The organism is Pseudomonas sp. JDS08PS003 (assembly GCF_045013505.1).
GTDB lineage: Bacteria > Pseudomonadota > Gammaproteobacteria > Pseudomonadales > Pseudomonadaceae > Aquipseudomonas > Aquipseudomonas protegens_B.
The window spans coordinates 6,921,673-6,934,214 of record NZ_CP120724.1 but is presented as its reverse complement, the minus strand read 5'-3'; the positions used below and the strand labels follow the sequence as shown (position 1 = coordinate 6,934,214).

Sequence of the window (12,542 nt, the reverse complement as noted above, 5' to 3'; positions counted from 1 at the left end):
AGAACTATGCAGGGTTTCCCGGCCTCTTCGCCGGCAAGCCGGCTCCTACAGGTCTGTGGCGGGGTCAGCGGACGTTGAGCACGATGCCGACCCGGGTCAGCCATTCGGCTTCAAGAGCGAAGTCGGCCTGGGTCAGCTGGTTTTCATCCAGCCAGTTTTCCGGGAACTCCACATCCAGATGATCGCCTTCGGCGCTCAGGCTCACCTGAGGCATCTGCTGGGTGCCACGGATGTGATGGAACAGGATGGCGAAGCGCAGCAGCACGCAGAGGCGGATCAGCTTGATGCCGTCATCGCCGAACTCGGCGAATTTCTCCTTGGGAATGTTGCGGCGGTGGCCGCGCACCAGCAGGGCCAGCATCTGCTGGTCTTCCCGGGAGAAACCAGCCAGGTCCGAGTGCTCGATCAGGTAGGCGCCATGCTTGTGGTAGTGGTAATGGGCGATATCCAGTCCCACTTCGTGAACCTTGGCGGCCCAGCCCAGCAGCTCGCGCCAGACACCGTCCTCCAGGTCCCAGTCCGCCGCCACCTGGTCGAAGGCGCGCAGGGCCTTGCCTTCGACGCGGGAGGCCTGCTCCAGGTCTACGTGGTAGCGCTCCATCAGCGAGCCGAGGGTGCGTTCACGGACGTCTTCATGGTGGTGGCGGCCCAGCAGGTCGTAGAGCACGCCTTCACGCAGGGCGCCTTCGCAGTGGTCCATGCGCTGCAGTTCCAGGGCGTCGAAGATCGCTTCGAGAATCGCCAGGCCGGCGGGGAAGATCGCCCGGCGATCGGGCTTGATGCCTTCGAAGTCGATCTTCTCGGCATCACCGAGCTTGAACAGTTTGCGCTTGAGCCAGGCCAGGCCTTCGGCATTGACTTCGCCGCTGCCCTGGCCGCCGGCCTTGAGGGCCAGGCCAATGGCACGGATGGTCCCGGAGGAGCCGATGGCTTCGTCCCAGGTCAGGCGATGCAGGGCATGCTCGATGCTCATGATCTCCAGCCGCGCTGCGGTGTAGGCCTGGGCGTAGCGGGCGGGGGTGATCTTGCCGTCGCGGAAGTAGCGCTGGGTGAAGCTGACGCAGCCCATCTGCAGGCTTTCCCGCAGCAGGGGCTCGAAGCGCTGGCCGATGATGAATTCGGTACTGCCGCCACCGATGTCGGCCACCAGGCGCTTGCCCGGGGTATCGGCGAGGGTGTGAGACACCCCGAGGTAGATCAGTCGGGCCTCTTCACGGCCGGAGATGACCTCGACCGGGTGGCCGAGAATCTCCTCGGCCCGGCGAATGAACTCACCGCGGTTGCGGGCTTCACGCAGGGCGTTGGTGCCGACGATGCGCACTGTGCCCGGCGGCATGCCATTGATCAGTTGGGCGAAGCGCTTGAGGCAGTCGAGCCCGCGCTGCATGGATTCTTCGTTGAGCTGGCGTTCTTCGTTGATTCCGGCGGCCAGTTGAACCTTTTCACCGAGCCGCTCGAGAATGCGGATTTCACCGTTCCGGGCCTTGGCCACGACCATGTGAAAGCTGTTGGAGCCCAGATCGATCGCGGCGATCAGGGACAGATTCTTGGCTTGGGATTGGGGCATGGTTGGGGGTCTCGGTCGATAACCTCGCCATCCTGCCACGATCAACGGCTCGCGCCAACGCGCAGTGTCCAATGCGTTGATTCAACGCATAAAACCCTCGGCAGGCTGCGCTGTCGCTGTTCGCCGGCCAGCCGGCTCCTGCGACACGGGAGCCTCAAGCCTGTTCGGTGCTGCCAATGAAGTTCGCCAGCTCGGCGGTCTGCGGATGAGCGAACAGCTGCTTGGGATCTCCCACTTCATGCACTTTGCCCTGATGCATGAACACCAGCTTGTCGCCCACTTCTCGGGCAAAGCGCATCTCATGGGTGACCATGATCAGGGTCATGCCGTCCCGGGCCAGCTGACGCACCACGCTGAGCACTTCATTGACCAGTTCCGGGTCCAGGGCCGAGGTGATCTCATCGCACAACAGCACCTTGGGCGACATCGCCAAGGCTCGGGCAATGGCAACCCGCTGCTGCTGGCCGCCGGACAATCGATCCGGAAAGGCATCGAACTTCTCCGCCAGACCGACCCGGGCCAGCATCTGCCGCGCCAGTTCGGCAGCATGGGCCTTGGGCACTTTCTGCACCACTTGCGGGGCCAGCATCACGTTCTCGCCCACGGTCAGGTGAGGGAACAGGTTGAACTGTTGGAACACCATGCCGACCTTCTGTCGCAGGCTGCGCAGATCGGCGCGGGCGGCGTCCAGGTATTCCCCATCGACCTCGATCACGCCATCGTTGATCGACTCCAGGCCGTTGAGGGTACGCAGCAGGGTGCTCTTGCCCGAGCCGCTGCGACCGATGATCGCCACTACCTGGCCCTCCTCGATGCTCAGGTCGATGCCTTTGAGCACATGGTGCTCGCCGTAATATTTATGCAGGGCGGAAATTCTAAGCAGAGGCATGCAGTCTCCTTTCCAGGTAGCGCGCGCTGAGGGACAGGGGGTAGCAGAGCAGGAAGTAGCCGAGGGCCACCAGGCCGTAGACCATGAAGGGCTCGAAGGTGGCATTGGCCAACATGCCGCCGGTCTTGGTCAGCTCGGTGAAACCGATGATCGAGGTCACCGCGGTGCCTTTGACCACTTGCACCGAGAAACCCACGGTGGGCGCCACGGCGATGCGCAGCGCTTGAGGCAGGATCACGTAGCGCAGCTGTTCATAGGGATTGAGCGCCAGGCTCGACGAAGCTTCCCACTGCCCGTGGGGGATCGATTCGACGCAGCCGCGCCAGATCTCCGCCAGGTAGGCGCTGGTGAACAGGGTCAGGGCGATGGCGGCCGCCAGCCAGGGCGAGATATCCACACCCAGCAAGGCAATACCGAAGAACACCAGGAACAGCTGCATCAACAGCGGCGTGCCCTGGAACAGTTCTATATAGGTGCGGGCGAAGGCGCAGGCAAAGGTCTTGTCGGAGATCCTCAGGGTCATGACCAGCAGGCCGATCACACCGCCGCCGACAAAGGCCACCAGGGACAGCAACAGGGTCCACTGCAAGCCGCTGAGCAGGTTGCGCAGGATGTCCCAGAAGGTGAAGTCGCTCATCGGCCGTTCCTCAGGATGTAGCGCTGGCCGAACCAGTTCAGCAACTGGCGGATGAGCAGGGCCATGCACAGGTAGATCAGGGTGGTCAGGGCGTAGGTTTCAAAAGCGCGGAAGTTGCGCGACTGGATGAAGTTGGCGGCGAAGCTCAGTTCCTCGGTGGCGATCTGCGAGCACACTGCCGAGCCCAGCATGACGATGATGATCTGGCTGCACAGGGCCGGCCAGACCTTGCCCAGGGCCGGCAGCAGCACCACGTGGCGAAAGGCTTCGAAGCGGCTCATGGCCAGGGCCGCCGCGGCCTCCAACTGGCCCTTGGGAATCGCCTGGATGCCGGCACGGATGATTTCCGTGGAGTAGGCACCGAGGTTGATCACCATCGCCAGCACCGCCGCCTGCCACTCGGAAATCTGCAGGCCCAGGGATGGCAGCCCGAAGAAGATGAAAAACAACTGCACCAGGAACGGCGTGTTGCGGATCAGCTCGACGTAGACGCCGAAAATCGCCGCCAGGGGCTGGATCTTCCAGGCCCGCACCAGGGCCCCGGCTATCCCCAGGCTGACCCCCAACAGGGTGCCTATGGCGGTCAACTCCAGGGTGAACAGGGCGCCGCGCAGCAGCAGGCCGGTATTTTCCAGCACCGGCAGGAAGTCGAACTGATAAGCCATGCTCAAGCTCCGGGGCGACGATCAGAGGTCAGCCGGCAGTGGCTCTTTGAGCCACAGCTGGGAGTTCTTCTCCAGGGCGCCGTCAGCCTTGGCGGCACTGAGGATCTGGTTGACCTTGTCCAGCAACTCCGGCTGGTTCTTGTTGACGCCGACGTAGACCGGGGAGTCCTTGAGCTTGATCTTCATCGCCGGAATGCGTTTGGGATTGCGTTGGCTGATGGCGACCATCACCACGTTGCCGCTGGCGATCAGGTCCACCTGGCCGGCAAGGTAAGCGGCGATGGTGGAGTTGTTGTCCTCGAAGCGCTTGATGATCGCGCCTTGTGGGGCCACGGCGCTCAGCTCGATGTCCTCGATGGCGCCCCGGGTGACGCTGATGGTCTTGCCCTTGAGGTCGTCGAGGCCGGCGATGGCCGCGTCGGGCGCGCCGAAGACTGCGAGGTAGAAGGGCGCATAGGCCTTGGAGAAATCGATGACTTTCTCCCGCTCCGGGTTCTTGCCGAGGCTGGAGATCACCAGGTCCACCTTGCCGGTGGTGAGGAACGGAATGCGGTTGGTGCTGTTGACCGGGGTCAGCTCCAACTTGACCTTGAGCTGCTCGGCCAGCAGGCGCGCGGTGTCGATGTCCAGGCCACGGGGCTGCATGTCCGGGCCTACCGAGCCGAAGGGCGGGAAGTCCTGAGGCACCGCGACCTTGAGGGTGCCGCGGGCCACCACGTCGTCCAGGGCATTGGCCTGGGCCGGGGCCTGGGCCAGCAGCAGGCTGGCAAACAGGGCAGAGAGCAGGGCGCTGCAGCGTTTGGTCATGGCGAATCTCCGCAAGTCGTGGGAAGTGATTTCTGTGTGGCGACAGAGCACAGGCCATGCCAACACGCGGAAAAGGTCCTGGAAATACGGGTTTTACTGGCTTCTGTCGGTCTTACTGGTCTGAACAGTTGCGTGTTTTTTCGCACTCGGATCGGGCATAGGGTCGTGCCGTCGAACCCCCTTGGGGCACGACTTGCCGGGTTCGGCGAATAGCTTTACAAGGGAGCTTTTCCTGCACCGGCCAGCCTCAAGCCCATGAATTCGATTACCCGTGCCGTACCCGAAGTGGCGCTGCAAGCCATTCGCCAATTGATCAGCGAGCAGGGCTTCGGCCCGGGGGATGCGCTGCCTTCGCAGCGGGATCTGGCGCTGCAGTTGGGAGTCAGTCGGGCGTCGCTGCGTGAGGCGCTGTCATCCTTGAGCGCGCTGGGGGTGATCAGTGTGCAGCCGGGCAAGGGCGTGTTCGTCCAGGCTCCCGAGGCTCCGGCAGCCGGTGTCGGCTTGAGTTGGCCGTTCGCCGCCCAGGCTTCACCTGTGGATATCTTCCAGTTGCGCTATGCCCTGGAGGGTTTTGCCGCGGGGTTGGCGGCGGTGACCCTGACCGCTGATGAGCTGGATGCCCTGGAAGACAATGTTGAGGCCATGCGTCGCGAGTTGCGGTCCGGGGATTTTGAGGCGGCGGCGCGGCTGGATTTCGAGTTTCACCGAAAAATCCTCCTGGCCAGCGGCAACCAAGCGATGCTGAGTATCCTCAGCACCAGCGCCGAGATTTTCCTGGAAAGTCAGAAACTACCGTTCATCCGACCCGAACGGGCCATGGAAACTTGGCAGGAACACCGCAAGATCCTCCGCGCCCTGGCCCGGCACGCCTCGGGAGCGGCACAAAAGGCCATGCAGGAGCATGTGCGCAATGCGGCCTTGCGCACCGGAATCGCCTTTGTCACCCCCGCTTCTTCTTGAGCTGAGCTATACCCAAACTCATGGGGCACCATAGTTAGAGTCAATCATCTCCGGCTTCCTGAACGCGGGAAGGGCAGATATGATGGGCCACGTTTTTTTGCTTACAACCTGGAGAATTCCATGAGCAGCGATCTTATCAAACACGTCAGCGATGCCAGCTTCGAGGCCGACGTACTCAAAGCCGAAGGCGCTGTACTGGTCGACTACTGGGCTGAGTGGTGCGGCCCATGCAAAATGATCGCTCCGGTTCTGGACGAAATTGCTGAAACCTACAAAGGCAAACTGACCGTTGCCAAGCTGAACATCGACGAAAACTCGGAAACCCCGGCCAAGCATGGCGTGCGTGGTATCCCGACCCTGATGCTGTTCAAGAACGGCAATGTCGAAGCCACCAAGGTCGGCGCACTGTCCAAGTCGCAATTGGCAGCTTTCCTCGACGCGAACATCTAAGCGTCGATTTTCAGTGCCCTGGAAAAGCCCCGCAAAATGCGGGGCTTTTTCGTAATTGAGGGCTAGACGCTCCGAAACTCAGGTGTTACATTCGGCCCCGCACTGGTTTCTCCAGTGCCCCCTGCAAGCCGTCGCCGACGCTCTCCTTTTCGAATAAGTACGCGATCCTGTCGCCTTCTCTGCGGCGCGGCCTCATTAAGCCAAAAGCTTAATTTCCCCCCTCTATAAATGATTACGTCATTCCTATATGAATCTGACTGAACTCAAGCAAAAGCCGATTACCGAACTGCTCGAATTGGCCGAACAGATGGGCATAGAAAATATGGCCCGTTCGCGCAAGCAGGACGTGATTTTCTCCCTGCTGAAAAAGCACGCGAAAAGCGGTGAGGAAATTTCCGGTGATGGCGTGCTGGAGATCCTCCAGGACGGCTTCGGCTTCCTCCGCTCCTCCGACGCCTCCTACCTGGCCGGCCCGGACGATATCTACGTCTCGCCAAGCCAGATCCGTCGCTTCAACTTGCGCACCGGTGACACCATCGTTGGCAAGATCCGCCCTCCGAAGGAAGGCGAGCGGTACTTCGCGCTGCTCAAGGTCGATACCATCAATTACGACCGTCCCGAGAACGCCAAGAACAAGATTCTGTTCGAAAACCTGACGCCGCTGTTCCCGACCGTGCGCATGAAGATGGAAGCCGGCAACGGTTCCACCGAAGACCTGACCGGTCGTGTCATCGACCTGTGCGCTCCGATCGGTAAAGGCCAGCGTGGTCTGATCGTTGCTCCGCCAAAGGCGGGCAAGACCATCATGCTGCAGAACATTGCTGCGAACATCACCCGTAACAACCCTGAAGTTCATCTGATCGTGCTGTTGATCGACGAGCGTCCGGAAGAAGTGACCGAAATGCAGCGCACCGTGCGCGGCGAAGTGGTCGCCTCCACCTTCGACGAGCCGCCAACCCGCCACGTACAAGTGGCCGAGATGGTGATCGAGAAGGCCAAGCGCCTGGTTGAACACAAGAAGGATGTGGTGATCCTGCTGGACTCCATCACCCGTCTGGCCCGTGCCTACAACACCGTGATCCCGAGCTCCGGCAAGGTTCTGACCGGTGGTGTCGACGCCCACGCCCTGGAAAAACCGAAGCGTTTCTTCGGCGCCGCGCGGAATATCGAAGAAGGCGGCTCGCTGACCATCATCGCCACCGCACTGGTTGAAACCGGTTCGAAGATGGACGAAGTGATCTACGAAGAGTTCAAGGGTACCGGCAACATGGAACTGCCCCTGGACCGCAAGATCGCTGAAAAGCGCGTCTTCCCGGCAATCAACATCAACCGTTCCGGCACCCGCCGCGAAGAGTTGCTGACCGCCGACGACGAGCTGCAGCGCATGTGGATCCTGCGCAAGCTTCTGCATCCCATGGATGAAGTTGCAGCCATCGAGTTCCTGGTCGACAAGCTGAAACAGACCAAGACCAACGATGAGTTCTTCCTGTCGATGAAACGCAAGTAAATCGATCAGGCCAGCAAGAGCCGGGGAAACCCGGCTTTTTGCTATCTGACATTCTCTATTCTGAACCTGTGGGTTCGGCGCTAAACTGCCTGCCCCGAATGCCACGGCGAAAACGAGGCTCACGCATGCAGTATCGCGACTTGCGCGACTTTATCAGCGGCCTGGAACAGCGCTCGGAACTCAAGCGCATCCAGGTTCCGGTGTCCCCAGTGCTGGAAATGACCGAGGTCTGCGATCGCACCTTGCGTGCCAAAGGCCCGGCCCTGTTGTTTGAGAACCCCACCGGTTATGACATCCCCGTGCTCGGCAACCTGTTCGGTACCCCCGAGCGCGTGGCCCTGGGCATGGGCGCCGAAGCCGTCAGCGAACTGCGCGAGATCGGCAAGCTGCTGGCTTTCCTCAAGGAGCCGGAGCCGCCCAAGGGCTTGAAGGATGCCTGGTCCAAGCTGCCGATCTTCCGCAAGATCATTTCCATGGCACCCAAGGTGGTCAAGGATGCGGTCTGCCAGGAAGTGGTGATCGAAGGCGACGACGTCGACCTTGGCATGCTGCCGGTACAGACCTGCTGGCCAGGCGACGTCGGGCCGCTGATCACTTGGGGCCTGACCGTGACCAAGGGTCCGAACAAGGACCGGCAGAACCTCGGTATCTATCGTCAGCAGGTGATCGGCCGCAACAAGGTGATCATGCGCTGGTTGAGCCATCGTGGCGGCGCCCTGGATTACCGCGAGTGGTGCGAGAAGCATCCGGGCACGCCGTTCCCGGTGTCCGTTGCCCTGGGCGCCGACCCGGCAACTATCCTGGGTGCCGTGACCCCGGTGCCGGACAGCCTCTCCGAATACGCCTTCGCCGGCCTGCTGCGGGGCAACCGCACCGAACTGGTGAAGTGCCGTGGCAATGACCTGCAAGTGCCGGCCACCGCCGAAATCATCCTTGAAGGGGTGATTCATCCCGGCGAGATGGCCGATGAAGGCCCGTACGGCGACCATACTGGCTACTACAACGAAGTCGACAGCTTCCCGGTGTTCACCGTGGAGCGCATCACCCACCGCATCAAGCCGATCTATCACAGCACCTACACCGGCCGGCCGCCGGATGAGCCAGCGATTCTCGGCGTGGCGCTGAACGAAGTGTTCGTGCCGATCCTGCAGAAGCAGTTCCCGGAAATCACCGACTTCTACCTGCCGCCAGAAGGTTGCTCGTACCGCATGGCGGTGGTGACCATGAAGAAGCAGTACCCGGGCCACGCCAAGCGGGTAATGCTGGGTGTCTGGTCGTTTTTACGACAGTTCATGTACACCAAGTTCGTTATCGTCACCGACGACGATATCAATGCCCGGGACTGGAACGACGTGATCTGGGCCATCACCACGCGCATGGACCCCAAGCGCGACACGGTGATGATCGACAACACCCCGATCGACTACCTCGACTTCGCCTCGCCGGTGTCTGGCCTTGGCTCGAAGATGGGGCTCGATGCCACTCACAAGTGGCCCGGAGAAACTACCCGAGAGTGGGGCCGGGTCATCGTCAAGGATGAGGCGGTCACCCGCCGGATCGATGCCATCTGGAATCAGTTAGGAATAGATTGATGCGTGTAACCTTGCAGCCCTCCGGAGCGGTGCTTGAGACGCTGCCCGGCGAGCGGATTCTCGATGCGGCGCGGCGCCTGGGCTATGAATGCCCGCAGAGCTGCCGCAATGGCAACTGTCACGTGTGCGCGGCCCTGCTGGTGGAGGGCAGCGTGCAGCAAGCCGGCGATGTGCGTGACCACGGTGAGTTCTACACTTGCATTGCAGAGCCGCTGGAAGACTGCATTGTGCTGTGGGATGGCGTCCTTGCGCTGGGAGAGTTGCCGGTGCGCAGCTTGTCGTGTCAGCTCACTGAGTGCCTTGAGGTCGGCGGCGATGTCTGGCGGGTCAGGCTGCGGGCGCCGGCCGGCAAGCCACCTCGCTATCACGCGGGCCAGTACCTGATGCTGGAGCGGGATAACGGTGAGAAGTCGGCCTTCTCCCTGGCTTCGGCGCCCCATTGCGGGCGTGATCTGGAACTGCATGTGCTGGTGCGCGAAAACAGTGCGCAGAGCTTGATGGAGCAGTTGCAGCGCAACCGCATGGCTCGGGTCGAATTGCCTTTTGGCGACACTCACCTGGCCGAGTTACCGGAGGGACCGCTGGTGCTGATCGCTGCCGGTACCGGTATGGCACAGATGCACAGCCTGATCGAGCACTGCCGGGCCAAAGGCTTCAAGTATCCGGTGCACCTGTATTGGGGTGTACGCCGGCCGGAAGATTTCTATCAGCTGGAACACTGGGATGAGTGGCAGCAACTGCCCAATCTCTATCTGCACAAGGTGGTCAGCGACCTGTGCGGTTGGGAGGGGCGCTGCGGCATGCTGCATGAGGCGGTTTGCGAGGACATCGCCGACCTGTCGTCGGTGCATGTCTACGCCAGCGGTTCGCCAGCCATGATCTACGCCACCTTGGACGCTCTGGTGAGCGCCGGTATGGATGCCCATCAAATGCGGGCGGACGTGTTTGCCTACGCCCCGCGGCCCTGACTGCATCGGCCCCGTCCTTTCGTTATAACTCTGTATATAGCCCATCGGTATTTAGATAATTAAATAAATGCCGGTAGGTTATATATAAGCCTTCAACTTGAGTGCTGCTCTAGTGGCACTTAACTTGCCTTGAAACTTATGTGTCTTGTAGTTACTGCCAAGCGTTCTATTAAGTAACTTCTTTTACGCGGGGAGCCGAACGCTATTCGCCATGACAGCCCTTGAATCCAGTTATCTGAATCTGGCTTACCCTCCGCGGCTCGATCTGGGACCGCAGCTGACACACGAACAACTTCTCAGCTCCATGCAGTCCACCATGGCCCGGCACAAGGGCGGCCCGGTCTGGTTGTTCGCCTACGGTTCATTGATCTGGCGCCCGGAGTGTTCGGCGGTCGAGCGCATGCGTGGCCGGGTGCATGGCTATCATCGCGGTCTCTACTTGTGGTCCCACGAGCATCGCGGTACTCCGGAGCTGCCGGGGCTGGTGTTCGGTCTGGATCGCGGGGGCTCCTGCAGCGGCTTTGCCTATCGGCTGCCGGAGGAGCAATTGGATGCGTCGCTGTATGCCCTGTGGCAACGTGAAATGCCTTATCCCTCTTACCGTCCGCACTGGCTCAACTGCCGCCTTGAGGACGGCAGCCAGGTCCAGGCCCTGGGCTTTGTGCTGGAACGGCACCTGCCCAGCTATGCCGGCAATCTGCCGGATCATGTACTGAGTCAGGTGTTCGAAAGCGCTTGCGGGCGTTATGGCACCACCCGCGATTATGTCGAGCAGACGGTCCAGGCCCTGCGCAGCCACGCCATGCCGGATCGCAACCTGGAAGCGCGGCTCAAGCGCTGCAAGGGCGCTGTCGCCCATTGAGCCTCGGCAGAGGCTCTTAGCGAACCTGTACCACGACTTTACCCACTGCTTTGCGCTGACCGAGGTCATCAATGGCCCGGGCGGCTTCGATCAGTGGGTAGACCTGGGATACCAGCGGTTTCAGCTTGCCTTCGGCGAACCAGCCGAACAGTTGCTGGAAGTTCGCGGCGTTGTCCTGGGGTTGGCGTTGGGCGAAGGAGCCCCAGAACACTCCCACCACAGCCGCGCCCTTGAGCAAAGCCAGGTTAACGGGTAGTTCAGGAATGCGCCCGCTGGCAAAGCCCACCACCAGCAGGCGGCCATTCCAGGCAATGGAGCGGATGGCCTGGTCGAACAGGTCGCCGCCCACCGGATCGTAGATCACGTCGGCACCGTTGCCATCGGTCAGGCGCTTGATCTCGTCCTTCAGGTTGCTTTCGCTGTAGTTGATCAGCTCATCGGCGCCGGCGGCCTTGGCCACGGCGAGCTTTTGCGCACTGCTGGCGGCGGCGATTACCCGGGCGCCCATGGCCTTGCCGATTTCCACCGCCGCCAGTCCGACTCCGCCCGAGGCACCGAGCACCAGCAGGGTTTCACCGGGTTGCAGGTTGCCCCGCTGCTTGAGGGCGTGCATCGAGGTGCCGTAGGTCATGCTGAAGGCGGCAGCGGTGTTGAAGTCCATGGCGGCAGGAATCGGCAGCACGTTGTAGCCCGGCACCGCCACCTGCTCGGCGAAGCTGCCCCAGCCGGTCAGGGCCATGACTCGGTCGCCAACCTTGAGATGGCTGATCTTCTCGCCCACTGCACTGACCACACCGGCCGCTTCGCCGCCCGGGGAGAAAGGGAACGGCGGCTTGAACTGGTATTTGCCCTCGATGATCAGGGTGTCCGGGAAGTTGACCCCTGCGGCATGCACGTCCAGCAGGACCTCGTTCTTCTTCGGCACGGGACTTGCGACCTCTTCCAGCACCAGCGTTTCGGCGGGGCCGAAGGCTTTGCACAGCACGGCTTTCATCAGGGCTATTCCTTTGGGAGTGGTGGCCGATAAGTGTAGGAGTGTGAATCAGGCGGTCAACGAGCATGCCCAGCCCTGATGGTCAGCCATAAGCTTGTGCTTGGGCTCAGGCGGGCGGGCCTTTATGCTAGGCCGCAAACCGGATTAAGGAGCGAATTGTGAAAGCGTGGATCATGTTGCTGCTGGCCCTCTCTCTGCCGATGGCAGCCGGGGCTGAAGAGGCCAAAGAAGGCGAAGCACCGAAAGTCAGCTACATCAGCCTGAGCCCACCATTCGTAGGCAACTACGGCCTGGATGGCGGCCCCAAGCTTAAGGTCTACAAGGCTGACGTGGCTCTGCGGGTGACCGGCGATGCCTCGGCCCAGGCGGTCAAGGCCAACGAGCCACTGATTCGCAATCAGTTGGTGGCGCTGTTCGCCCAGCAGACCACCGACACCATGAACAACGTCGAGGCCAAGGAAAAGCTGCGCCAGGAAGCCCTCAAGCAGGTGCAACAGGTGATGAACGATGAAACCGGCAAGCCGGTGGTGGAAGATCTGCTGTTCAACAACCTGATCATCCAGTAACCCTGCCAGCAGTAGGAGCTGGCTTGCCAGCGAAGACGTCCTAGCGGGCGATGCAGGGCTGAAGGGTCCTTCGCCGGC

Annotated in this window: 13 protein-coding genes; 7 read left to right on the top strand and 6 right to left on the bottom strand. The window is 61.5% G+C overall.

Going from position 1 to position 12,542, the window contains the following annotated elements; translation table 11 throughout:
• Positions 1-64: 64 nt before the first annotated feature.
• The 5 genes from ppx to P7C00_RS31060 all read right to left on the bottom strand — a co-directional run bounded on the left by ppx (position 65) and on the right by P7C00_RS31060 (position 4,565).
• Positions 65-1,567, bottom strand: a complete 1,503-nt coding sequence (ppx, locus tag P7C00_RS31080; protein ID WP_346633346.1) for an exopolyphosphatase — start codon at positions 1,565-1,567, stop codon at positions 65-67.
• A gap of 154 nt (positions 1,568-1,721) precedes the next feature.
• Positions 1,722-2,456: an amino acid ABC transporter ATP-binding protein gene (locus tag P7C00_RS31075; RefSeq protein ID WP_404937881.1), complete on the bottom strand. Its 735-nt coding sequence runs from the start codon at positions 2,454-2,456 to the stop codon at positions 1,722-1,724.
• Entirely contained in the window at positions 2,443-3,093 is a 651-nt protein-coding gene (locus tag P7C00_RS31070) for an amino acid ABC transporter permease (RefSeq protein ID WP_346633344.1), read from the bottom strand. Before P7C00_RS31070 ends, P7C00_RS31075 begins: the two co-directional genes overlap by 14 nt.
• Positions 3,090-3,758 carry an amino acid ABC transporter permease gene (locus P7C00_RS31065; RefSeq protein WP_213665230.1) on the bottom strand — a complete coding sequence of 223 codons (669 nt, stop codon included), beginning with the start codon at positions 3,756-3,758 and terminating at the stop codon, positions 3,090-3,092. Before P7C00_RS31065 ends, P7C00_RS31070 begins: the two co-directional genes overlap by 4 nt.
• Before the next feature lie 21 nt (positions 3,759-3,779).
• Positions 3,780-4,565 carry a transporter substrate-binding domain-containing protein gene (locus tag P7C00_RS31060; protein WP_404937880.1) on the bottom strand — a complete coding sequence of 262 codons (786 nt, stop codon included), beginning with the start codon at positions 4,563-4,565 and terminating at the stop codon, positions 3,780-3,782.
• Positions 4,566-4,820: 255 nt separating this feature from the next.
• On the opposite strand from P7C00_RS31060, the gene P7C00_RS31055 reads away from it, so the two are divergent.
• The 6 genes from P7C00_RS31055 to P7C00_RS31030 all read left to right on the top strand — a co-directional run bounded on the left by P7C00_RS31055 (position 4,821) and on the right by P7C00_RS31030 (position 10,904).
• Positions 4,821-5,525, top strand: coding sequence for a FadR/GntR family transcriptional regulator (locus P7C00_RS31055; RefSeq protein ID WP_346633341.1), 705 nt, complete (start codon positions 4,821-4,823; stop codon positions 5,523-5,525).
• A gap of 120 nt (positions 5,526-5,645) precedes the next feature.
• Positions 5,646-5,975: a thioredoxin TrxA gene (gene trxA / locus P7C00_RS31050; protein ID WP_016967174.1), complete on the top strand. Its 330-nt coding sequence runs from the start codon at positions 5,646-5,648 to the stop codon at positions 5,973-5,975.
• Positions 5,976-6,222: 247 nt separating this feature from the next.
• Positions 6,223-7,482, top strand: coding sequence for a transcription termination factor Rho (rho, locus tag P7C00_RS31045; protein WP_017125454.1), 1,260 nt, complete (start codon positions 6,223-6,225; stop codon positions 7,480-7,482).
• A gap of 125 nt (positions 7,483-7,607) precedes the next feature.
• Positions 7,608-9,074: a 4-hydroxy-3-polyprenylbenzoate decarboxylase gene (ubiD, locus tag P7C00_RS31040; protein WP_123726769.1), complete on the top strand. Its 1,467-nt coding sequence runs from the start codon at positions 7,608-7,610 to the stop codon at positions 9,072-9,074.
• A complete protein-coding gene (locus P7C00_RS31035; protein WP_404937879.1) occupies positions 9,074-10,042 on the top strand; it encodes a CDP-6-deoxy-delta-3,4-glucoseen reductase in 969 nt (322 codons plus the stop codon). The genes ubiD and P7C00_RS31035 overlap by 1 nt, the downstream gene beginning before the upstream one ends.
• Before the next feature lie 211 nt (positions 10,043-10,253).
• Entirely contained in the window at positions 10,254-10,904 is a 651-nt protein-coding gene (locus P7C00_RS31030) for a gamma-glutamylcyclotransferase (RefSeq protein ID WP_346633339.1), read from the top strand.
• Between the two features lie 16 nt (positions 10,905-10,920).
• Here P7C00_RS31030 and P7C00_RS31025 read toward each other — a convergent pair whose 3' ends face one another.
• Positions 10,921-11,898 carry an NADPH:quinone oxidoreductase family protein gene (locus P7C00_RS31025; protein WP_346633338.1) on the bottom strand — a complete coding sequence of 326 codons (978 nt, stop codon included), beginning with the start codon at positions 11,896-11,898 and terminating at the stop codon, positions 10,921-10,923.
• Positions 11,899-12,056: 158 nt separating this feature from the next.
• On the opposite strand from P7C00_RS31025, the gene P7C00_RS31020 reads away from it, so the two are divergent.
• The gene (locus P7C00_RS31020) at positions 12,057-12,464 is read left to right on the top strand and encodes a flagellar basal body-associated protein FliL (protein ID WP_123726765.1); all 408 of its coding nucleotides are present in this window, start codon (positions 12,057-12,059) and stop codon (positions 12,462-12,464) included.
• Positions 12,465-12,542: the final 78 nt, after the last annotated feature.